The sequence below is a fragment of the Bacteroides caecimuris genome, from assembly GCF_001688725.2.
GTDB lineage: Bacteria > Bacteroidota > Bacteroidia > Bacteroidales > Bacteroidaceae > Bacteroides > Bacteroides caecimuris.
Genome location: NZ_CP015401.2, coordinates 3,835,118 through 3,857,681 on the forward strand (window position 1 = coordinate 3,835,118; position 22,564 = coordinate 3,857,681).

The 22,564-nt window shown below is 39.5% G+C and carries 34 protein-coding genes; all 34 read right to left on the bottom strand.

All coding sequences use genetic code 11. The annotated features are described in order from the left end of the window. Position 1: 1 nt before the first annotated feature. Positions 2-994 carry a DNA-directed RNA polymerase subunit alpha gene (locus A4V03_RS16580; protein ID WP_065539672.1) on the bottom strand — a complete coding sequence of 331 codons (993 nt, stop codon included), beginning with the start codon at positions 992-994 and terminating at the stop codon, positions 2-4. Between the two features lie 11 nt (positions 995-1,005). Further along, a complete protein-coding gene (rpsD, locus tag A4V03_RS16585; protein WP_004296326.1) occupies positions 1,006-1,611 on the bottom strand; it encodes a 30S ribosomal protein S4 in 606 nt (201 codons plus the stop codon). Positions 1,612-1,731: 120 nt separating this feature from the next. Then, complete coding sequence (gene rpsK, locus A4V03_RS16590; protein WP_004296327.1) at positions 1,732-2,121, bottom strand: 30S ribosomal protein S11; 390 nt, start codon at positions 2,119-2,121, stop codon at positions 1,732-1,734. Between the two features lie 11 nt (positions 2,122-2,132). Continuing rightward, complete coding sequence (gene rpsM, locus A4V03_RS16595) at positions 2,133-2,513, bottom strand: 30S ribosomal protein S13 (protein ID WP_004296328.1); 381 nt, start codon at positions 2,511-2,513, stop codon at positions 2,133-2,135. A 33-nt stretch (positions 2,514-2,546) separates the two neighbouring features. Beyond that, complete coding sequence (ykgO, locus tag A4V03_RS16600) at positions 2,547-2,663, bottom strand: type B 50S ribosomal protein L36 (RefSeq protein ID WP_002558051.1); 117 nt, start codon at positions 2,661-2,663, stop codon at positions 2,547-2,549. Between the two features lie 8 nt (positions 2,664-2,671). Further along, entirely contained in the window at positions 2,672-2,890 is a 219-nt protein-coding gene (gene infA / locus A4V03_RS16605; RefSeq protein ID WP_002558052.1) for a translation initiation factor IF-1, read from the bottom strand. 1 nt (position 2,891) lies between these two features. Continuing rightward, the gene (gene map / locus A4V03_RS16610; protein ID WP_065539673.1) at positions 2,892-3,689 is read right to left on the bottom strand and encodes a type I methionyl aminopeptidase; all 798 of its coding nucleotides are present in this window, start codon (positions 3,687-3,689) and stop codon (positions 2,892-2,894) included. Between the two features lie 15 nt (positions 3,690-3,704). Next, a complete protein-coding gene (gene secY, locus A4V03_RS16615) occupies positions 3,705-5,045 on the bottom strand; it encodes a preprotein translocase subunit SecY (protein ID WP_004310881.1) in 1,341 nt (446 codons plus the stop codon). A 4-nt stretch (positions 5,046-5,049) separates the two neighbouring features. Further along, positions 5,050-5,496: a 50S ribosomal protein L15 gene (gene rplO, locus A4V03_RS16620; RefSeq protein WP_065539674.1), complete on the bottom strand. Its 447-nt coding sequence runs from the start codon at positions 5,494-5,496 to the stop codon at positions 5,050-5,052. A 32-nt stretch (positions 5,497-5,528) separates the two neighbouring features. Next, the gene (gene rpmD / locus A4V03_RS16625; protein ID WP_004296332.1) at positions 5,529-5,705 is read right to left on the bottom strand and encodes a 50S ribosomal protein L30; all 177 of its coding nucleotides are present in this window, start codon (positions 5,703-5,705) and stop codon (positions 5,529-5,531) included. Positions 5,706-5,714: 9 nt separating this feature from the next. Further along, positions 5,715-6,233, bottom strand: a complete 519-nt coding sequence (gene rpsE, locus A4V03_RS16630) for a 30S ribosomal protein S5 (protein ID WP_007747952.1) — start codon at positions 6,231-6,233, stop codon at positions 5,715-5,717. Between the two features lie 5 nt (positions 6,234-6,238). Continuing rightward, positions 6,239-6,583 carry a 50S ribosomal protein L18 gene (rplR, locus tag A4V03_RS16635; RefSeq protein WP_065539675.1) on the bottom strand — a complete coding sequence of 115 codons (345 nt, stop codon included), beginning with the start codon at positions 6,581-6,583 and terminating at the stop codon, positions 6,239-6,241. A 21-nt stretch (positions 6,584-6,604) separates the two neighbouring features. Further along, positions 6,605-7,174: a 50S ribosomal protein L6 gene (gene rplF, locus A4V03_RS16640; RefSeq protein WP_004310884.1), complete on the bottom strand. Its 570-nt coding sequence runs from the start codon at positions 7,172-7,174 to the stop codon at positions 6,605-6,607. 15 nt (positions 7,175-7,189) lie between these two features. Beyond that, on the bottom strand, positions 7,190-7,585 hold the full coding sequence (rpsH, locus tag A4V03_RS16645; protein ID WP_004296336.1) for a 30S ribosomal protein S8: 396 nt from the start codon (positions 7,583-7,585) through the stop codon (positions 7,190-7,192). 52 nt (positions 7,586-7,637) lie between these two features. After that, positions 7,638-7,937, bottom strand: a complete 300-nt coding sequence (gene rpsN, locus A4V03_RS16650) for a 30S ribosomal protein S14 (protein WP_004310885.1) — start codon at positions 7,935-7,937, stop codon at positions 7,638-7,640. Between the two features lie 5 nt (positions 7,938-7,942). Further along, a complete protein-coding gene (rplE, locus tag A4V03_RS16655) occupies positions 7,943-8,500 on the bottom strand; it encodes a 50S ribosomal protein L5 (RefSeq protein ID WP_004310886.1) in 558 nt (185 codons plus the stop codon). Beyond that, positions 8,500-8,820, bottom strand: a complete 321-nt coding sequence (gene rplX, locus A4V03_RS16660; protein WP_004296339.1) for a 50S ribosomal protein L24 — start codon at positions 8,818-8,820, stop codon at positions 8,500-8,502. The genes rplE and rplX overlap by 1 nt, the downstream gene beginning before the upstream one ends. A gap of 19 nt (positions 8,821-8,839) precedes the next feature. Then, positions 8,840-9,205, bottom strand: coding sequence for a 50S ribosomal protein L14 (gene rplN, locus A4V03_RS16665; RefSeq protein ID WP_004296340.1), 366 nt, complete (start codon positions 9,203-9,205; stop codon positions 8,840-8,842). A 2-nt stretch (positions 9,206-9,207) separates the two neighbouring features. Continuing rightward, on the bottom strand, positions 9,208-9,477 hold the full coding sequence (rpsQ, locus tag A4V03_RS16670; protein ID WP_004296341.1) for a 30S ribosomal protein S17: 270 nt from the start codon (positions 9,475-9,477) through the stop codon (positions 9,208-9,210). Beyond that, entirely contained in the window at positions 9,474-9,671 is a 198-nt protein-coding gene (rpmC, locus tag A4V03_RS16675; protein ID WP_065539676.1) for a 50S ribosomal protein L29, read from the bottom strand. The genes rpsQ and rpmC overlap by 4 nt, the downstream gene beginning before the upstream one ends. Positions 9,672-9,676: 5 nt before the next feature. Beyond that, positions 9,677-10,111 (bottom strand): 50S ribosomal protein L16, encoded by a 435-nt coding sequence (rplP, locus tag A4V03_RS16680; RefSeq protein ID WP_004291234.1) that lies wholly within the window; start codon positions 10,109-10,111, stop codon positions 9,677-9,679. Positions 10,112-10,134: 23 nt separating this feature from the next. Beyond that, entirely contained in the window at positions 10,135-10,866 is a 732-nt protein-coding gene (gene rpsC / locus A4V03_RS16685) for a 30S ribosomal protein S3 (protein ID WP_065539677.1), read from the bottom strand. Positions 10,867-10,871: 5 nt separating this feature from the next. Then, complete coding sequence (gene rplV, locus A4V03_RS16690) at positions 10,872-11,282, bottom strand: 50S ribosomal protein L22 (protein WP_004296344.1); 411 nt, start codon at positions 11,280-11,282, stop codon at positions 10,872-10,874. Between the two features lie 36 nt (positions 11,283-11,318). Next, positions 11,319-11,588 (bottom strand): 30S ribosomal protein S19, encoded by a 270-nt coding sequence (gene rpsS, locus A4V03_RS16695; RefSeq protein WP_007747939.1) that lies wholly within the window; start codon positions 11,586-11,588, stop codon positions 11,319-11,321. Between the two features lie 20 nt (positions 11,589-11,608). Next, positions 11,609-12,433, bottom strand: coding sequence for a 50S ribosomal protein L2 (rplB, locus tag A4V03_RS16700; RefSeq protein ID WP_065539678.1), 825 nt, complete (start codon positions 12,431-12,433; stop codon positions 11,609-11,611). A gap of 5 nt (positions 12,434-12,438) precedes the next feature. Beyond that, positions 12,439-12,729 (bottom strand): 50S ribosomal protein L23, encoded by a 291-nt coding sequence (gene rplW / locus A4V03_RS16705; RefSeq protein WP_065539679.1) that lies wholly within the window; start codon positions 12,727-12,729, stop codon positions 12,439-12,441. Between the two features lie 16 nt (positions 12,730-12,745). Beyond that, positions 12,746-13,372: a 50S ribosomal protein L4 gene (gene rplD / locus A4V03_RS16710; RefSeq protein WP_008023043.1), complete on the bottom strand. Its 627-nt coding sequence runs from the start codon at positions 13,370-13,372 to the stop codon at positions 12,746-12,748. Then, a complete protein-coding gene (rplC, locus tag A4V03_RS16715) occupies positions 13,372-13,989 on the bottom strand; it encodes a 50S ribosomal protein L3 (protein ID WP_065539680.1) in 618 nt (205 codons plus the stop codon). Before rplC ends, rplD begins: the two co-directional genes overlap by 1 nt. 18 nt (positions 13,990-14,007) lie before the next feature. Continuing rightward, a complete protein-coding gene (gene rpsJ, locus A4V03_RS16720; protein ID WP_002558075.1) occupies positions 14,008-14,313 on the bottom strand; it encodes a 30S ribosomal protein S10 in 306 nt (101 codons plus the stop codon). Positions 14,314-14,393: 80 nt separating this feature from the next. Beyond that, positions 14,394-16,511, bottom strand: coding sequence for an elongation factor G (gene fusA / locus A4V03_RS16725; protein WP_065539681.1), 2,118 nt, complete (start codon positions 16,509-16,511; stop codon positions 14,394-14,396). Positions 16,512-16,556: 45 nt separating this feature from the next. Continuing rightward, positions 16,557-17,033, bottom strand: a complete 477-nt coding sequence (rpsG, locus tag A4V03_RS16730) for a 30S ribosomal protein S7 (RefSeq protein ID WP_004296352.1) — start codon at positions 17,031-17,033, stop codon at positions 16,557-16,559. Positions 17,034-17,176: 143 nt separating this feature from the next. Continuing rightward, positions 17,177-17,587 (bottom strand): 30S ribosomal protein S12, encoded by a 411-nt coding sequence (gene rpsL / locus A4V03_RS16735; RefSeq protein WP_002558078.1) that lies wholly within the window; start codon positions 17,585-17,587, stop codon positions 17,177-17,179. Between the two features lie 136 nt (positions 17,588-17,723). Then, complete coding sequence (locus A4V03_RS16740) at positions 17,724-18,032, bottom strand: DUF3467 domain-containing protein (RefSeq protein WP_065539682.1); 309 nt, start codon at positions 18,030-18,032, stop codon at positions 17,724-17,726. A gap of 146 nt (positions 18,033-18,178) precedes the next feature. Beyond that, positions 18,179-22,462, bottom strand: coding sequence for a DNA-directed RNA polymerase subunit beta' (rpoC, locus tag A4V03_RS16745; protein WP_065539683.1), 4,284 nt, complete (start codon positions 22,460-22,462; stop codon positions 18,179-18,181). Positions 22,463-22,564 lie beyond the last annotated feature (102 nt).

Here is a 22,564-nt window from a genome sequence, read left to right on the forward strand (position 1 = left end):
TTTATTCTTTATCTAATTTATATTTAGAAATGTCGGTTCCAAACGACAGATTCAGACTTTCCAGCAAATCATCAAGCTCGGTAAGCGATTTCTTTCCGAAGTTTCTGAATTTCAACAGGTCAGTTTTGTTGAACTGTACCAAGTCGCCGAGAGTTTCTACGTCAGCAGCCTTCAAACAATTGAGGGCACGAACTGACAAGTCCATATCAACGAGTTTAGTTTTCAACAGCTGACGCATGTGCAATACTTCTTCATCAAACTCTTCATTGCTGTCAGTATCATTACTTTCAAGCGTGATCTTCTCGTCAGAGAACAACATGAAGTGATAAATCAAAATTTTTGCAGCTTCTTTCAGCGCTTCTTTCGGATGTATAGAACCGTCGGTACTAATCTCAAGCACCAGCTTCTCGTAGTCAGTCTTCTGTTCTACACGGAAGTTTTCTACAGCATACTTGACATTACGTATCGGTGTATAAATAGAGTCGATTGGAATTACATTAACATCCGTGCAATACTCGCGATTTTCATCGGCAGGTACATAACCACGACCCTTGTTAATAGTAATATCAATCTGCATAGTTGACTTAGAATCTAAATGACAAATAACTAATTCCGGATTTAACACTTCAAATCCAGTCAAATACTTACCTATGTCACCTGCTTTAAATTCACTGGAATTCTCGACAGTGATGCTCACTTTTTCGCTCTCGAACTCTTCAACTACTTGCTTGAATCTCACTTGTTTCAGATTCAAGATAATGTTGGTAACATCCTCTTTTACTCCAGGTACACTAGAAAATTCATGCTCCACACCATCGATTCTGATAGTAGTGATAGCAAAACCCTCTAATGAAGAAAGAAGGATACGGCGTAATGCATTACCTACAGTAATACCAAAACCCGGTTCCAACGGACGAAATTCGAATTTGCCGAATCTAGAGTCCGCCTCCAACATTAATACTTTATCAGGTTTTTGAAATGCTAATATCGCCATGAAATTAATTATTATTTAGAATACAATTCAACGATCAAATGTTCTTTAATGTTCTCAGGAATGTCTGCTCTTTCAGGTATGTGCAACATTTTACCAACCTTTGAAGCCTCGTCCCATTCCAACCAAGCATACTTGCTGTGGTTGAAACCTGCAAGAGAATTAGCAATTACTTCCAAAGACTTAGATCTTTCACGAACACCAATCAGTTGTCCTGGTTTTACTGCAAATGAAGGAATGTTTACTACTTCACCATCTACAGTGATGTGCTTGTGACTAACCAACTGACGAGCAGCAGCACGTGTAGGAGCAATACCCAAACGGAATACTACGTTGTCAAGACGACCTTCCAGCAATTGAAGGAGTACCTCACCAGTAATACCTTTAGCAGTAGCTGCTTTTTCAAACAAATTGCGGAATTGTTTTTCTAAAACTCCATAGGTGTATTTAGCTTTCTGCTTTTCACGAAGTTGCACACCGTATTCAGAAGTTTTTCTTTTTCTTGAATTACCATGTTGTCCGGGAGGATAGTTCTTCTTTGACAAAACTTTATCAGCTCCAAAGATTCCTTCACCGAATTTACGGGCGATTCTTGATTTTGGTCCAGTATATCTAGCCATTTCTTTTAAATATTTAATTGTTTATTCATGAACTCAATTTGTTGCAGCCGCGATTACAGAGAGAAATTAATGTAATCCATAAACAAAATCAAGATCATTGTGTAAGTAGTTAAAGGTAAATTAAACTCTACGTCTTTTCGGAGGACGACAACCATTATGTGGAAGCGGAGTCACATCAATGATTTCAGTAACTTCGATACCAGCACCGTGGATAGTTCTAATAGCAGACTCACGTCCGTTACCTGGACCCTTCACATATGCTTTTACCTTTCTCAGGCCAAGATCAAATGCAATCTTTGCACAATCCTGGGCAGCCATCTGAGCTGCATAAGGAGTATTCTTCTTAGAACCTCTAAATCCCATTTTACCAGCAGATGACCAAGAGATAATCTGCCCTTCACTATTTGCAAGAGAAACAATAATATTGTTGAAAGATGAATGAACATGCAACTGTCCATTAGCGTCTACTTTCACATTTCTCTTTTTAGCTGCAACTGTTTTTTTTGCCATATCAACAATTATTATTTAGTAGCTTTTTTCTTATTAGCAACGGTTTTCTTTCTACCCTTACGAGTACGTGCATTGTTCTTTGTGCTCTGACCTCTAACAGGCAGACCAATACGGTGACGTACACCACGATAGCAACCAATATCCATTAATCGCTTAATGTTCAATTGGATTTCAGAACGAAGATCACCTTCTACTTTATACTCTGCACCGATAATCTCACGAATCTTAGCAGCTTGATCATCTGTCCAGTCTTTAACCTTCAGATCTTTATCTACACCAGCTTTATCTAAAATTTTTGCTGAACTACTGCGACCTATTCCATATACATAGGTCAACGCAATTTCACCTCTTTTGTTCTGAGGTAAATCTACACCAACTATTCTTATAGCCATATACTAAATTATTTTTTTTGCAAAAATAACAAATTATCCTTGACGTTGTTTATACTTAGGATTTTTCTTGTTAATAACATACAAACGGCCATTACGTCTAACGATCTTACATTCTGGCGTGCGTTTCTTTAATGATGCTCTTACTTTCATATCTTATTTTATTTATATCTAAACACAATTCTTCCTTTCGATAAGTCGTAAGGAGACATTTCGACTCTCACTTTATCTCCCGGCAGGATCTTGATGTAATGCATCCTCATCTTGCCTGAAATATGTGCAGTAATCTCATGTCCGTTTTCTAATTCAACACGAAACATTGCATTTGACAATGCTTCAACTATAACTCCATCTTGTTCTATTGCAGATTGCTTTGCCATATTATATTGCTTTATCTCCTAAAACTTCTTCTATGAATTTGAATGAAGACAAAATATCAGCTTCACCAGCCCCAACAGCTACCGTATGTTCAAAGTGTGCAGCACATTTACGATCTCTGGTCCTCACAGTCCATCCGTCACGTTCCATAATTACTTGCCGGTCTCCCAATGTTATCATTGGCTCTATCGCTATGCAAAGGCCTCTTTTCATCAATGGTCCATATCCTCTTTTACCATAATTAGGAACTTGAGGATCTTCGTGCATCTCTTTACCGATGCCATGACCAACAAACTCACGCACCACACCATAAGAATGAGACTCACAATATTGCTGGATAGCATATCCGATATCTCCGATTCTTTTGCCTTGCACTGCGTTCTGAATACCGATATATAACGCTTCTTTAGTTACCTTCAACAAATTACGAATCTCTTCGTCTACCTCTCCTACACAAAAAGTATAAGCAGAATCACCACAGAAACCATTCATGTAAGTTCCGCAATCCACTGATACGATATCGCCATCTTTCAGTACGATATCCCCTGGGATTCCATGTACCACCTGTTCATTAACAGAAGTACAGAGAGATGCAGGAAACGGTTCTCCATATTGATTCGGAAATCCTTTGAAAGTTGGAGTTGCCCCATGATCTCTAATGAACTCTTCAGCAACTTTATCCAACTCACGTGTAGTTACACCAGGCTTCACCAATTTGGCAACCTCTGCAAGAGTTTTACCAACAAGCAGGTTACTCTGACGGAGCAATTCTATTTCATCTTCTGTTTTAAGAAATATCATTTCTAATCTAAAGAATTAATATGCCGCTACACCAGCGCGTCCTTTAATACGACCTGATTTCAACAAACCGTCATAATGTCTCATCAACAAATGACTTTCAACCTGTTGCAAGGTATCAAGAACAACACCTACAAGAATTAACAAAGATGTACCGCCGAAGAATTGAGCGAATCCTGCTTGCACTCCGAATACACCGGCAAAAGCAGGCATAATAGCAACTAAAGCCAAGAAGAAAGAACCCGGCAAAGTAATACGAGACATTATATCGTCAATATACTCTGCTGTTTTCTTTCCCGGTTTAATACCAGGGATGAAACCATTATTTCTCTTCATATCCTCAGCCATCTGAGTCGGATTAATTGTAATTGCAGTATAGAAATATGTAAATAATATAATCATTACCGCAAAGACAAAATTATACCAGAAACTTGTATGATCTGTAAACGCATGCAAGAAACCGCCTGCATCATTTACATTTGAAAAGCCGATAAATGTAATTGGAATAAACATGATTGCCTGGGCAAAGATGATAGGCATAACACCGGCAGCATTCACCTTCAAAGGGATATACTGTCTAGCACCACCATATTGCTTGTTACCAACAATTCTTTTTGCATACTGCACAGGAATCTTTCTTGTACCTTGCACCAAAAGAATAGCAGCGCCAATCACTAACAATAAGAATACGATTTCAATTATAAACATAATCAGACCACCACTCTTATTTGCTACTCTAGATACAACTTCTTGTAATAAAGCATCAGGGAAACGAGCAATAATACCAATCAAGATAATAAATGAAATACCGTTACCAATACCTTTATCAGTAATTCTTTCACCAAGCCACAAAATAAACATACTACCTGCTGCCAAAATAATGGTAGAGGTAACCATAAACAGAGTCCAATCTAATGAAGCATTTAAGGAAGGACCAGCCTGCATTTTAAGATTGAGCAAATAAGAAGGGGCCTGAACTAACAATATAGCAATCGTCAAGTAACGAGTATATTGATTCATTTTTCTTCTGCCGCTCTCACCTTCGCGTTGCAACTTCTGGAAATACGGCACAGCGATTCCCAATAACTGAATTACGATAGATGCAGAGATATAAGGCATAATTCCTAATGCAAAAATAGAGGCATTAGAGAATGCTCCTCCAGAGAACATATTTAACAAGGCTAAAAGGCCTTCACTTGTTTGTTCGTGCAATTTTGCCAGCATTGCCGGATTGATACCCGGTAATACAACATACGATCCGAAACGGTAAATTGCCACAAACAATATGGTGATGAGGATCCGTTGTCTCAGATCCTCAATCTTCCATATATTCTTTAATGTTTCAATAGCTTTTCTCATTGAATCAGAGTTTTACTACAGTTCCACCAGCAGCCTCGATAGCAGCAGTTGCAGTCTTAGAGAATGCATGAGCTTCTACTTCCAGCTTGTTAGTCAGAGTTCCGTTACCCAATACTTTTACTAACTGATTTGAAGAAATAAATCCTGCTTCAATAAAGTCGTTTACACCAACTTTTGCCAAGTTTTTAGCTTCAGCAAGCTTCTGGATAGTATCCAAGTTGATAGCTTTATATTCAACACGATTGATATTCTTGAAACCAAATTTAGGTACTCGACGTTGAAGAGGCATCTGACCACCTTCAAAACCGATTTTCTTAGAGTATCCAGATCTTGATTTAGCTCCTTTATGACCTCTTGTAGAAGTACCACCTAAGCCAGAACCAGCACCACGTCCAATTCTTTTTCTTGTCTTAGTAGATCCCTCAGCAGGTTTTAAATTACTTAAGTTCATATTGTAATTTCGTTTTATTATTCAACAAATAATTACTTAACAATGGCAACCAAGTGTTTTACTTTATCTACCATTCCAAGAATTGAAGGAGTGCTTTCGTGTTCAACCACACGGTTCAGTTTACGAAGTCCCAGTGCGTCAAGAGTTCTTTTCTGATCAGCTGGAGCACCAATTCTACTTTTAACTTGTTTAATCTTTATAGTTGACATATCTCCTCCTTATCCTCTAAATACTTTTTCAACACTAATACCTCTGTTCTGAGCAACCATTCTTGCATCACGCATTTCACTCAAAGCTTCGATTGTAGCTTTAACAAGGTTGTGCGGATTCGAAGAACCTTTAGATTTAGCCAAAACGTCAGTAACACCAACACTTTCCAATACAGCACGCATAGCACCACCAGCTACAACACCAGTTCCGTGAGATGCAGGTTTGATGAATACTTCAGCACCACCAAATCTAGCTGATTGTTCATGGGGAACAGTACCTTTTAAAATAGGTACTCTCACCAAGTTCTTTTTAGCTGACTCAACACCTTTTGCGATAGCAGCTGTTACTTCACCTGCTTTACCAAGTCCCCAACCAATGATACCTTCTTCGTTACCTACAACAACGATTGCAGAGAAACTAAAAGTTCTACCACCTTTGGTAACTTTAGTAACACGATTAATAGCAACCAATCTATCTTTCAGTTCTATATCGTTAGTAATCTTAACTCTATTATTAACTCCTGCCATAATGATTAAAATTTAAGTCCACCGTTACGAGCAGCATCAGCTACTTCTTTTACTCTCCCATGATACAAGTAACCATTACGGTCGAAAACAACAGTAGTTATACCTGCTTCCTGAGCCTTTTTAGCAATCATTTCACCAACTTTAGCAGCTTGTTCCTTTTTAGTAACTTTCTCAGTCAAACCTAAAGAAGAAGCAGCAGCCAGTGTCTTACCAGAAAGATCATCGATAATCTGGACATAAATTTGCTTGTTACTTCTAAATACACTCATACGCGGACGTTCAGTAGTACCTGAAATCTTGTTGCGTACTCTATATTTGATTTTAACTCGTCTTTCTATTTTTGTTGTCATAATAATCTAATTTTATATGAATTACTTAGCGCCGGCTGATTTACCAGACTTTCTACGAATTACTTCGCCAACAAACTTAATACCTTTACCCTTGTATGGTTCAGGCTTACGGAAAGAACGTATTTTAGAGCAAACTTGACCAAGCAATTGTTTGTCACACGATTCCAATATAATAAGAGGATTCTTATTTCTTTCAGACTTCGTTTCAACTTTTACCTCAGCAGGTAATTGAATGAAAATATTGTGTGTATAACCTAAAGCCAGCTCAATGATGTTACCTTGGTTTGAAGCACGATAACCTACACCTACAAGTTCCAGTTCTTTCTTGTAACCTTCAGATACGCCCACAACCATATTGTGAACCAATGAACGATACAAACCATGGAAAGCATGTTTCTGCTTCGGGTTATCAAGCATTTCTTTATCGTTTTCTGTTAAAGTTACGTGTCCGTCTTCAATAGTAACATTGATAGCAGGATTCACATATTGGCTCATTTCGCCTTTGGGTCCCTTTACGGTAACCACATTATCCTTCAGAGTGATTGTCACTCCAGCAGGGATACTAATGGGTAATTTTCCTATTCTTGACATTCTAATTCCTCCTAATTAATATACATAACACAAGACTTCACCACCGATTTTCAGTTCTGCAGCCTCTTTGTTAGTCATTACACCTTTGGAAGTAGATATTATAGCAATACCCAGCCCATTAATAACACGCGGCATATCTTTGTAACCAGTATACTTACGCATACCCGGAGAAGATATTCTTTCTAACTTTTTGATTGCGTTAACTTTGTTAACAGAATCATACTTCAAGGCAACCTTAATAGTTCCTTGAGGACCATCTTCTACAAACTTATAATTAAGGATGTAGCCTTTTTCAAAAAGAATCTTAGTGATTTCTTTTTTCAAATTCGAAGCGGGAACTTCAACAACTCTGTGCTTTGCACCAATCGCGTTCCGCAACCTCGTTAAATAATCTGCTATTGGATCAGTCATATAAAAATAAATTAAATTAATCAGGACTACCCTGACAATATTTAAACAATAATTACCAGCTTGCTTTTTTTACGCCTGGGATCAGTCCATTAGATGCCATCTCACGGAATTGAATTCTCGAAATTCCGAATTGACGAATATAACCTTTAGGACGACCAGTCAGTTTGCAACGGTTGTGCATACGAATCGGATTAGAATTCTTAGGCAACTCTTGCAACTTCTGTGCAGCTTCGAAAGCATCAGCAGGATCACCTGTTCTTACGATTTGCTTCAAAGCAGCTCTTTTCTCGGCGTATTTGGCTACTAATTTAGCACGCTTTACTTCACGTGCTTTCATTGATTCCTTTGCCATATCTATTAGTCTTTTTTAGCGTTTTTAAAAGGTAAACCGAATTCCTTCAGCAAAGCATAACCTTCTTCATCTGTTTCAGCAGAGGTTACAAAGGTAATATTCATTCCGAGAATTCTTGTAATACTATCGATATTTATTTCAGGGAAAATGATTTGTTCCTGAATACCAAGGGTATAATTACCTTTACCATCAAACTTACTTTCGATACCTTTGAAGTCACGAATACGAGGAAGAGCTACACGAACCAATTTTTCAAGGAATTCGTACATTCTTTCACGACGTAAAGTTACCATAACACCAATCGGCATCTTTTTACGTAACTTAAAGTTTGCGATATCTTTACGAGAAATGGTAGCTACAGCTTTTTGACCTGTAATAGCTGTCATTTCATTGATTGCTACTTCGATAATCTTCTTATCAGCAACAGCCATACCTAATCCCTGATTGATTACAATCTTCTTAAGTACGGGTATCTGCATTGTAGAAGAATACTGGAACTGTGATTTCAATGCAGGCGCTATACGCTCTGCATATTCTTTCTTAAGACTAGCAGTATTACTCATTACTTAATCTCCTCTCCTGATTTTTTAGAATAACGCACTAAAGTTCCTTCTGAACTCTTTTTTCTCCCAATACGCGTTGCTTTACCAGTTTTTGGATCAACCGGGTTCAAGTTTGAAATGTGGATAGAAGCCTCTTGCTTCACAATACCACCCTGCGGATTCTTTGCATTCGGCTTTGTGCTTTTAGATACCATATTGATACCTTCAACAAATGCACGTCCTTCTTTAACAAGAACCTTCAATACACGACCAGTTTTGCCCTTATCTTCACCAGCATTTACGTAAACTGTGTCGCCTTTTTTAATATGTAATTTACTCATTACTTAAATCTTTTACAAATTAAAGTACCTCAGGCGCAAGTGACACAACCTTCATGTTTGTAGCACGAAGCTCTCTTGCTACAGGACCGAAAATACGACTACCTCTAATTTCACCTGCATTATTCAACAACACGCAAGCATTATCATCAAAACGTATATAAGAACCATCAGGACGACGGATTTCTTTCTTTGTACGTACAATCAAAGCCTTTGATACTGCACCTTTTTTAACATCACTAGAAGGGATAACGCTCTTCACTGAAACAACAATGACATCCCCCACTGAAGCATAACGACGACCTGTACCACCTAAAACGCGGATACACAACGCCTCTTTCGCTCCACTGTTATCACATACTGTAAGTCTGGATTCTACTTGTATCATAATTACTTAGCTCTTTCAATTATTTCTACTAATCTCCATCTTTTAGTCTTGCTCAAAGGACGAGTTTCCATGATGCTTACAGTATCACCGATATTGCATTCATTCTTTTCATCGTGAGCATGGTACTTCTTCGTTTTGCTAACGAACTTACCATATATAGGGTGTTTTTCCTTAAATTTGGCAGCAACAGTGATGGTCTTATCCATCTTATTGCTCAACACAACCCCTGTTCTTTCTTTTCTTAAATTTCTTGCTTCCATCAAGCTGATCATTTATTGTTAAGTTCTCTTTCGCGCAATTCTGTTTTCATACGCGCAATAGTCCTGCGTAATTGTTTGATTTGAGCAGGATTTTCCAAAGGAGAAATAGAATGATTGATAACCATTTGGTTATAATTAGCTGTTTCCGCCTCTACTCTTTCTACTAAGTCACTAGTAGTCATTTCTTTAATTTCTGCAATTTTCATAACACTTACGCATTTTGATTTTGAATATCATAATCACGTCTTACGACAAACTTCGTTGTAATAGGAAGCTTTTGAGCAGCTAAGCGCAATGCTTCTTTCGCGATTTCGTAAGATACTCCTTCAGCTTCAATAATGATTCTACCTGGAGTTACAGGAGCCACAAATCCCTCTGGAGCACCTTTACCTTTACCCATACGTACATCGGCAGGTTTTCTAGTGATCGGTTTATCCGGGAATATACGGATCCAGATCTGTCCTTGACGTTGCATATATCTTGTTACTGCAATACGAGCAGCTTCGATCTGACGGCCTGTAATCCACTTAGTCTCCAAAGCCTTTATGCCAAAAGAACCAAAGGCCAGCTGGTTACCTCTCTGGGCATTACCTTTCTGACGTCCTTTTTGTTGTCTTCTGAATTTTGTCTTTTTCGGTTGTAACATAGTTTCCTAAAATTCAAATTCGTTTAGCGATTATTTTTCTTTCTTTTGAAGTTCTTTCCGCCGTTGTTTCCACTGTTGTTTCCACGACCACTTTCTTTGCTTTGTGTAAAGTTCGGAGCCAATTCTTTCTTACCAAACACTTCATCTCTACAAATCCAAACTTTGATACCAAGAAGACCTACCTTAGTCAATGCTTCTGCATGACAGTAGTCGATATCAGCTCTGAAAGTGTGTAACGGAGTTCTTCCTTCTTTATACATTTCAGAACGAGCCATTTCAGCTCCATTCAAACGTCCTGAAATCTGAATTTTGATACCTTCAGCACCCATACGCATTGTGTTTGCGATAGCCATCTTGATGGCACGGCGATAGGCAATTTTACCTTCAACCTGGCGAGCGATGTTATTAGCAACAATCACAGCATCCAGTTCCGGTCTCTTCACTTCAAAGATATTGATTTGAATATCTTTGTCGGTAACCTTCTTCAACTCCTCTTTTAACTTATCAACTTCTTGGCCACCTTTACCGATAATAATACCCGGGCGAGCAGTGCAAACAGTAATAGTAACGAGCTTCAGCGTACGTTCAATTACGATTCTTGATACACTTGCCTTTGCAAGTCTCGCATTAAGATATTTACGGATTTTGCTATCTTCCAGCAAAGAATCACCGTAATCATTTCCACCATACCAGTTAGAATCCCATCCTCTGATAATTCCTAAACGGTTGCTTATTGGATTAACTTTCTGTCCCATCTACCTTAATTTTGATCTTCGTTATTACTTTTAGCACCAACGAACAATGTTACGTGATTTGAACGTTTGCGAATTCTATAACCTCTACCCTGTGGTGCCGGTCTCATTCTTTTGAGTGTAGCTCCACCATCAACAAAAATCTGTGTTACGAACAACTCACCGCTTTCTGCTTTACGTTCGTTTTTCTGTTCCCAGTTAGCAATTGCAGAGCGAAGCAATTTTTCCACTCTTGCAGCAGCTTCTTTTGAAGAAAATTTCAAAACACCAAGTGCTCTGTTCACTTCCATACCACGGATCATGTCTGCAACCAGACGCATCTTACGTGGAGAAGTAGGAACATTTTGCAATTTTGCAAAATACATGGTCTTAAGGGCTTCTTTTCTTTTTTCAGCCGATATTTTTTTTCTTGCTCCCATTATTATTTATTACTTTATTATTTCAAATAAATCCTGTTATTTTTTCTTGTTACCAGCGTGTCCTCTGAATGTACGAGTTGGAGCAAATTCGCCCAACTTGTGTCCTACCATATTCTCGGTAACATAAACAGGAATAAATTTATTTCCATTGTGAACTGCAACTGTATGACCTACAAAATCAGGCGAAATCATTGAAGCTCTGGCCCAAGTCTTTACTACGACTTTCTTACCCGATTCATTCATGGCAAGAATTCTCTTTTCAAGCTTTACGTTAATATATGGACCTTTTTTTAATGAACGACTCATAGTTTACTCAATTAATCAGATTACTTTTTTCTTCTCTCAATAATGTACTTAGACGATTGTTTCTTAGGAGCTCTAGTCTTAAGTCCCTTAGCGTACAATCCCTTACGTGATCTTGGGTGACCTCCAGAAGCACGTCCTTCACCACCACCCATCGGGTGATCAACCGGGTTCATTACAACACCACGGTTACGAGGACGACGTCCTTGCCAACGAGAACGTCCAGCCTTACCTGAACTTTCCAATCCATGATCAGAGTTACCTACACTACCGATAGTAGCTTTACAAGTGCTAAGAATCTGTCTAACTTCACCTGAAGGCAACTTAATTACACAATACTTACCCTCACGAGAAGTCAACTGAGCAAAGTTACCAGCTGAACGAACCAGAGCAGCGCCCTGTCCCGGACGTAATTCGATATTGTGAATTACAGTACCCACCGGAATGTTCTGAAGAGGAAGAGCATTACCAATCTCCGGCACTGCTGTTTCACCTGACATCAGAGTCGCACCAACTTGCAATCCATTGGGAGCAATAATATATCTTTTTTCTCCATCAGCGTAAAATAACAAAGCGATACGAGCCGAACGATTCGGGTCGTATTCAATTGTTTTAACTACTGCTGGAACACCGTCCTTATTTCTCTTGAAATCAACAATTCTAATCACCTTTCTATGACCGCCACCAATGTAACGCATAGTCATCTTACCTTCGTTGTTACGACCACCAGATGATTTCTTACCATATACAAGAGACTTTTCTGGTACTGATGCAGTAATTTCTTCGAAAGTACCAATAATTTTATGTCTTTGCCCCGGTGTTGTGGGCTTAAATTTACGTACTGCCATTTTTATTAAATATTGCTATAAAAATCAATAGTATCTCCTTCTTTCAATGTCACGATTGCTTTTTTATAAGCGTTCGTACGACCATTGATGATACCTGCCTTAGTATAACGGCTCTTATTCTTGCCAGCATACTTCACAGTATTCACATCAACTACAGTAACATTATAAAGAGCTTCAATTTCCTTCTTAATTTCCAGTTTGTTAGCTTCAGGACGTACAACAAAGCCGAAACGATTCAGCTTATCTGTGATTGCAGTCATTTTCTCTGTTACCAACGGTTTAATAATAATTCCCATTATTTAAGCCTCCTTTTTAAATTAAGATATTGTCAATAGCCTTCAGAGAGTTTTCTGTAAGCACAACAACCCCAGCATTCAATACTCTGTAAGTATTTAATCCTGAGATAGTCTGTACATTAGCACCCTCGATGTTACGAGCTGACAAATATACGTTTTTATTTGCTTCCGGTAAAATTACAAGTAGCTTTTTATCGGAAACTTTAAGATTTTTTGTCATTGCAACGAAATCTTTTGTCTTAGGAGCTTCAAATGTGAAATCCTCAACGACAATGATTGCATCGTTTTGAGCTTTATAAGACAAAGCTGACTTACGAGCCAATGTCTTAACTTTTTTATTCAATTTGAAGAAGTAGTCTCTTGGTTTCGGACCGAAAACGCGAGCACCACCTACAAGTACAGGTGAGTTCATATCACCACGACGTGCCCCACCGCCACCTTTCTGACGACCGATCTTACGAGTTGAACCACTGATTTCACTTCTTTCTTTTGACTTATGAGTACCCTGACGCTGATTAGCCATAAATTGCTTTACGTCCAAATAGATAGCGTGGTCGTTGGGCTCAATTCCGAAGATAGATTCGTTTAACGTAACCTTTCTCCCAGTGTCTTCACCTTTAATGTTATATACGTTAACTTCCATTATTTCTCAATTAAAACGATTGAACCTTTGCAACCCGGGATAGAACCTTTAATCAAAAGAAGGTTATGATCCGCGATTACTTTTAATACCTGCAAGTTTTGAACAGTAACTCTGTCACCACCAAGTTGTCCACCCATGCGCATTCCTTTGAATACTTTTGCAGGGTAAGAACAAGCACCAATAGAACCCGGTTTACGAGCGCGGTTATGTTGACCGTGAGTAGACTGACCCACACCACCAAAACCATGTCTTTTTACTACACCTTGAAAACCCTTACCCTTAGAAGTACCAACAACGTCAACAAAGTTAGCATCGTTAAACATTTCTACAGTAACGGTATCACCCAGATTCAATTCTGTTTCAAATTCTTTGAACTCAGCCAAGTGTCTCTTCGGTGTTACTCCTGCTTTTTTAAAATGTCCCATCAACGGCTTAGTTGTATGTTTTTCCTTTTTGTCCTGGAAACCCAACTGAACAGCTGCATAGCCATCTTTTTCTACAGTTTTAACTTGAGTAACAACACAAGGACCTGCTTCGATAACAGTGCATGGTACATTTTTACCATCGGCACTGAAAACGGATGTCATTCCGATTTTTTTCCCTAATAATCCTGGCATTTCACTAATTTTTAATTATCAAACTTTAATTTCTACTTCCACACCACTTGGCAATTCCAACTTCATCAAAGCATCTACTGTTTTAGCTGTTGAGCTATAGATGTCGATCAATCTCTTATAAGAAGAGAGTTCAAATTGCTCACGAGACTTTTTGTTTACGAAAGTCGAACGGTTCACAGTAAAGATACGCTTGTGCGTAGGCAGAGGTATTGGACCGCTAACGATAGCACCTGTAGCTTTTACAGTTCTTACAATTTTCTCAGCTGATTTATCAACCAAGTTGTGGTCGTAAGATTTCAATTTAATTCTAATTTTCTGACTCATTATTTTTTTTAATTAATACATTTATAATAAGATAAAGCGGCAGGCTAAGAGTCATTCGCTAGCCTGCTGCTTTAGATATTTTAGAGTAAATCAGCACGTCCTTTTACTTCTTCCAATACAGCCTTAGCAATAGAAGAAGAAAGCTGAGCATGGTGAGAGTATGTCATTGATGAAGTTGCACGACCAGAAGTAATAGTACGTAAAGCTGTTACGTAGCCAAACATTTCTGCCAGCGGAACCATTGCTTTTACAATACGAGCACCAGAACGACTGGATTCCATACCTTCAACTTGTCCACGACGTTTGTTCAAGTCACCAATAACATCACCCATATTTTCTTCCGGAGTTACAACTTCCAGCTTCATGATAGGCTCCATCAAAACAGGCCCCGCTTTAGCACATGCATTTTTATAAGCCTGCATTGCACAGATTTCAAATGACAACTGGTCAGAGTCAACCGGATGGAACGAACCATCAACCAAAGTCACTTTCAGTGAATCCAGCGGATAGCCTGCCAAGACTCCATTCTTCATAGCGTTTGTAAAGCCTTTCTGAACTGCTGGAATAAATTCCTTAGGAATATTACCACCCTTCACTTCATCTATAAACTGCAAACCTCCTTCTTTGAAGTCTTCGTCAACTGGACCAATCTTAACAATGATATCAGCAAACTTACCACGACCACCAGACTGTTTTTTATACACTTCACGAAGATCAACAGTCTTAGTAATAGCTTCCTTATAATTAACCTGAGGTTTACCTTGATTACATTCTACTTTAAACTCACGTTTCAGACGGTCGATAATAATATCCAAGTGCAACTCACCCATACCGGAAATCACAGTCTGACCTGTTTGTTCATCAGTTTTCACTGTAAACGTCGGATCTTCTTCAGCCAATTTAGCCAAACCGTTAGACAGTTTATCCATATCCTTCTGAGTCTTAGGTTCTACTGCGATACCAATAACTGGTTCCGGGAAGTCCATAGATTCAAGTACGATCGGAGCGTTTTCGTCACACAAAGTATCACCAGTGTGAATATCTTTAAAACCTACACCTGCACCAATATCACCAGCACTAATTACTTCAACCGGATTTTGTTTATTAGAGTGCATTTGGAATAGACGAGAAACACGTTCTTTCTTACCAGAGCGAGAGTTGTAGATATAAGATCCAGCCTCAATCTTACCTGAATAAACACGGAAGAAAGTCAAACGACCTACATACGGGTCAGTTGCGATCTTAAACGCTAAAGCTGAAGTTTTTTCATCATCACTCGGCTTACGATCTTCTTCAGCACCTGTATTAGGATTTGTACCTACCACATTCTCTGTATCAAGCGGAGAAGGCAGGAAAGCACAAACATAATCAAGCAATGTCTGAACGCCTTTGTTCTTGAAAGAAGATCCACAAAGCATAGGAACTACAGCCATCTGAACTGTTGCATTACGAAGAGCTCTCAATACTTCTTCTTCAGTAATAGTAGAAGGATCATCGAAATATTTCTCCATCAAAGCATCATCAAATTCAGCAACTTTCTCAAGCATCTTATCTCTCCACTCATTGGCTTCGTCAATAAGATTAGCAGGGATTTCCTCTATTGTATAATCAGCTCCCATTGTTTCATCATGCCAATAGATAGCTTTCATTTTGATAAGGTCAACAAGACCTTTGAAGGACTCTTCAGCACCAATAGGAACAACAATAGGACATGGATTAGCTCCAAGTACATCCTTCATCTGGCGAACTACTTCAAAGAAGTCAGCACCAGAACGGTCCATCTTATTAACATAAGCAATACGAGGAACGTTATATTTATCAGCCTGACGCCATACTGTTTCAGATTGAGGTTCAACACCACCAACAGCACAGTAAGCAGCAACAGCTCCATCAAGGATACGCAATGAACGTTCTACCTCTGCGGTAAAGTCAACGTGTCCCGGAGTATCAATCAAGTTAATTTTATAGGTATTACCAGCATATTTCCACCGTGTTGTTGTAGCAGCAGATGTAATAGTGATACCACGTTCTTGTTCCTGCTCCATCCAGTCCATAGTAGCAGCACCATCATGAACTTCACCAATTTTGTGAGTCAATCCAGTGTAGAACAGGATACGTTCAGAAGTAGTTGTTTTTCCGGCATCAATGTGAGCCATGATACCGATATTACGAGTTAAATGTAAATCATGTTTAGCCATCTTCTAATTCCTTTACTTTAAGTTTATATTAGGGTTCTTACAGTATTAGAATCTAAAATGAGCAAATGCACGGTTAGCTTCTGCCATTCTGTGCATATCTTCTTTACGCTTGTATGCACCGCCTTGTTCATTGAAGGCATCCATAATTTCAGCAGCCAACTTGTCAGCCATTGATTTACCACCTCTTTTGCGAGCAAACAGAATCAAATTCTTCATAGAGATTGATTCTTTACGATCCGGACGGATTTCAGTAGGAACTTGGAAAGTAGCACCACCTACACGGCGAGACTTTACTTCCACTTGCGGAGTTACATTATCCAAAGCCTTTTTCCAGATTTCGAGAGCTGATTTTTCTTCGTTAGGAAGTTTTGCTTTCACTGTTTCCAAAGCGGCATAAAAGATTTCATAAGATGTATTTTTCTTTCCATCATACATCAAGTGGTTCACGAACTTGGAAACCTTTTGGTCATTAAACACGGGATCCGGAAGAATCAGGCGTTTTTTTGGTTTTGCTTTTCTCATTTGTTTGAAAAATAATGTTTTTGTTCTTGGTTGTCTACTTCTTGACTTCTTCAACTCTCCCTCTGGAGAATTTACTCAACCCTTAGCATTTCCAACAAACTAAAACGTAAGTTATTACTTTAATTTTAATTAGGTCTTAATCCTTATTTTTTCTTGCCTTTAGCAGGAGCAGCAGCTTGTCCCGGTTTCGGACGCTTAGCACCATACTTAGAACGTCTTTGAGTACGACCAGCAACACCTGCTGTATCAAGTGTACCACGTACAATGTGATAACGCACACCTGGAAGGTCTTTTACACGACCACCACGTACCAAAACGATTGAGTGTTCCTGCAAGTTGTGTCCTTCTCCCGGAATGTATGAGTTCACCTCTTTTTGGTTAGTCAAACGTACACGAGCTACTTTACGCATTGCAGAGTTCGGCTTCTTCGGAGTAGTAGTGTATACTCTCACGCAAACGCCACGTCTTTGAGGACATGAATCCAAGGCTGGAGATTTACTTTTCTCCACCAGCACTTCGCGTCCTTTTCTTACTAATTGCTGAATTGTAGGCATTTTAATTGTTTTTTGATTTATATTATTGTTATATTAATTTCGTAACTATACATTTTGGGCTGCAAAAATACGAATAATATTTGAATATTCAATGCGCTACAACTTTTTTTTCTTTTTTAATGTTTTTATATCATCCTCACGCTTCGCCTTTTACACCTGTCAAAGGAGGAATAGGAGATTCATCCGAAGTACGAATCGGGCCGAATATGCGTTCATACTTTGCTATATTATCTTCTAATGCCCGCAACAGGCGTTTTGCGTGTTCTGGAGCCACAATAATGCGAGATTGCACACCCGCCTTTGGTATGCCTGGCATTACGCGCACGAAGTCAAGGATAAATTCAGAACTCGAATGAGTAATAATAGCAAGATTTGCATAAGTTCCCTGTGCGACCTCTTCTCTCAATTCAATCTGTAACTGTCCGTTGTTATTTTGTTCTTCCATATTTAATATGATTAAAAAGTTATCCTGCAAAATAACACATTTTTCCTGAAACTAACGGTAATGCACGCGAGTAAAAAAGAAATAAAAAAAGGAGCAATTGCCCAATCAAGCAACTGCTCCTTTTCATATAGTCAATTGAATTGTATTTATTCTACTTCATTGTAGTCAAGTACTGTTTTCTTGTTAGCCAAGATACGGTCATACTCTTCTTTTGATCCAACGATAAGCTTCTCAAACTCACGCTGTCCGGTACCGGCAGGAATCAAGTGACCACAGATCACATTTTCCTTCATACCTTCAAGTTTATCGACCTTACCATTGATAGCAGCTTCATTCAAGACTTTCGTTGTTTCCTGGAAGGAAGCAGCCGACATAAAGCTTGATGTTTGCAAAGCGGCACGCGTGATACCTTGAAGAATTTGAGTAGAGGTAGCAGCAACAGCGTCACGAACCTCAACCGGTTTCAAGTCACGACGTTTCAACATACTATTCTCATCACGCAACTTGCGGGCAGTTACAATCTGACCAGCTTGCATATTTTGAGAATCACCAGCATCTACTACGACTTTCTTACCCCAAATACGATCATTTTCTTCCATAAATTCCAGTTTGTCTACAACTTGTTGTTCAAGGAAGCGAGTATCTCCCGGTTCATCAATCTGTACTTTGCGCATCATCTGGCGAACGATAATCTCGAAATGTTTATCATTGATCTTCACACCCTGCAAGCGGTATACATCCTGAACCTCATTCACGATATATTCCTGTACAGCTGTAGGACCTTTAATTGCCAAGATATCTGCCGGAGTAGTAGCACCATCAGACAACGGAGTACCAGCACGTACATAGTCATTCTCCTGTACCAGAATCTGCTTAGACAGTGCAACCAGATATTTCTTAACCTCGCCTGTCTTGGAAGTTACGATGATTTCACGGTTACCACGTTTGATCTTACCCATCGTCACCTCACCGTCGATTTCAGAAACAACAGCTGGATTTGACGGGTTACGAGCTTCAAACAATTCAGTAACACGAGGAAGACCACCCGTGATATCACCCGCCTTACCTACGGCACGCGGAATCTTCACGATTACTTCACCAGCTTTTACCTTCTGACCGTTCTCGATGATAACGTGACCACCTACCGGCAAGTTATAAGTACGGATCAAATCACCGTCCTCTGTCAAGATATGAGCTGTAGGAACTTTAGTTTTATCTTTGGATTCAATAATAATAATTTCACGAAGACCTGTTGCTTCATCCGATTCAACCTTATAAGTAACGTTTTCAATCACGCCCTCAAATTCGATCTTACCGGTTGCTTCTGTAATAATAACAGCATTGAACGGATCCCATTTAGCAATCAGTTTGCCTTTCTCCACCAAGTCACCGTCGCCCACATACAGTGTTGAACCATAGGGTACGTTATGAGTAGAAAGAATAATACCGGTATTTACATCCACAAAACGTACTTCAGCCAAACGACCTACTACCACTTTTGCAGATTCACCCATCTCATCAACGATATCTACTGTACGCAACTCTTCAAATTCAAGACGTGCATTATTTTTAGCAACGATACTTGCGTTAGCTGCAATATTTGCAGCAGTACCACCGGCGTGGAATGTACGCAATGTCAACTGTGTACCTGGCTCACCAATAGACTGAGCAGCGATAACACCAACAGCTTCTCCCTTCTGAACCATGCGGCTTGTTGCCAAGTTACGTCCGTAACATTTAGCACAAACACCCTTCTTAGCTTCACAAGTCAATACTGAACGGATTTCAACACTCTCAATCGGAGACTCCTGAATCTTCTTGGCAATTTCTTCCGTAATTTCTTCACCACCAGCCACAAGCAATTCGCCTGTAGTAGGATGAATAATATCATGTACGGAAACACGACCCAAGATACGTTCGTACAGAGTAGCAATAACCTCATCGTTATTCTTAAGGTCTGTACAAACCAATCCGCGGAGTGTACCGCAATCTTCTTCTGTAATAATCACATCGTGTGATACGTCCACCAAACGACGAGTCAAATAACCAGCATCAGCAGTCTTCAAAGCGGTATCCGCCAAACCCTTACGAGCACCGTGGGTAGAGATAAAGTACTCCAACACCGAAAGTCCTTCTTTAAAGTTCGACAAAATCGGGTTTTCGATAATCTGACCACCTTCAGCACCTGCTTTCTGCGGTTTTGCCATCAAACCACGCATACCTGACAACTGACGAATCTGCTCTTTAGAACCACGGGCACCAGAGTCAAGCATCATATATACAGAGTTGAAGCCCTGATCATCTGAAGAAATTGTCTTCATCAAGATATTAGACAACTCGGAGTTTACATGCGTCCAGATATCGATCACCTGATTGTAACGTTCATTGTTAGTAATGAAACCCATGTTATAGTTGTTTACGACTTGTTCTACTTCATCGTAACCTTTCTGCACCAGAGCTTCTTTTTCTTCCGGTATGATGATATCACCCAAATTGAATGACAAACCACCCTTAAACGCCATCTGATAACCTAAGTTCTTGATTCCATCCAGGAAGTCGGCAGCTTTAGCCACACCACACACCTTAATTACATCACTAATAATATCACGAAGTGATTTCTTAGAGATAATTGTATTGATATAACCAGCTTCAGGCGGAACAATTTCATTCACAATCACACGTCCTACTGAAGTTTCGCGCATTACGTCTACAATGTTGCCATTTTCATCAAGATCTTTCACGATAACCTTCACCGGAGCATGAATATCTACCTTACCTTCATTGTAAGCGATCAAAGCTTCTTCCGGTCCGTAGAATGTCAAACCTTCACCTTTTGCACCAGCACGCAACTTAGTAATGTAGTACAAACCAAGGACCATATCCTGTGCAGGCACAGTAATAGGCGCACCGTTTGCCGGATTCAATATATTATGTGATTGAAGCATCAACATTTGTGCTTCAAGAATTGCTTCATTACTCAAAGGCAAGTGAACAGCCATCTGGTCACCATCAAAGTCAGCGTTGAATGCCGTACATGCCAACGGGTGCAACTGAATAGCTTTTCCTTCAATCATTTTAGGTTGGAAAGCTTGAATACCCAAACGGTGCAATGTCGGAGCACGGTTCAACAGTACCGGATGTCCTTTCATTACATGTTCCAAGATATCCCAAATAACCGGTTCTTTGCGGTCTACAATTTTCTTTGCAGACTTAACAGTCTTAACGATACCACGTTCGATGAGCTTGCGAATAATAAACGGCTTATATAATTCGGCTGCCATTAATTTAGGAATACCACATTCACCCATCTTTAATTCCGGACCAACGACGATTACGGAACGGGCAGAGTAGTCAACACGTTTACCCAGCAAGTTCTGACGGAAACGTCCCTGTTTACCTTTCAAACTGTCAGACAATGACTTCAACGGACGGTTGGCGTCTGTCTTCACAGCACTTGACTTACGTGAGTTATCAAACAAAGAATCGACTGATTCCTGAAGCATACGTTTTTCATTACGCAAAATTACTTCCGGAGCCTTAATTTCAATCAGTCGTTTCAAACGGTTATTACGAATAATCACACGACGATAAAGGTCGTTCAAGTCAGACGTAGCAAAACGGCCACCATCCAACGGAACCAACGGACGAAGTTCGGGCGGAATAACCGGCACGATACGTACGATCATCCATTCCGGTTTGTTACGTCCACGTGATGCGCGGAATGATTCTACTACCTGAAGACGTTTCAAAGCTTCATTCTTACGTTGCTGAGACGCATCGTTACCGGCACGGTGACGCAATTCGTAAGACAAAGCATCCAAATCCAAACGAGCCAGCAAATCATAGATAGCTTCAGCACCCATCTTTGCAACAAACTTGTTCGGATCATTATCTTCTAGATACTGATTATCTTTCGGAAGTGTATCCAGAATATCCAGATATTCTTCTTCAGAAAGCAAATCATATTCAGCCACGCCATCTTCAGCTTTCACACCTGGCTGAATTACAACATAACGTTCGTAGTATATAATCGAATCCAGTTTCTTTGTCGGCAATCCGAGCAAATAACCGATTTTATTAGGAAGCGAACGGAAATACCAGATGTGAGCCACCGGCACAACCAGCTGGATATGTCCCATACGTTCACGGCGTACTTTCTTTTCAGTAACTTCCACACCACAACGGTCGCAGACGATACCTTTATAGCGGATACGCTTGTATTTACCGCAATGACATTCATAATCCTTGATAGGACCAAAAATGCGCTCGCAGAACAAACCGTCACGTTCGGGTTTGTACGTACGGTAATTAATGGTTTCAGGCTTCAAAACTTCACCACTCGAATTCTCAAGGATTTCTTCCGGAGAAGCCAGACCAATTGAGATCTTCGAGAAATTACTTTTCGTCTTATTTTCTTTTCTAAAAGCCATACTCTATATAATTGAGATTTGATAATTGAATCATTGGAAATTGAAAAAAGTGCGGATGCCAACAGACCTTCATCGGTACATTGACATCTCACATTCTTTCAT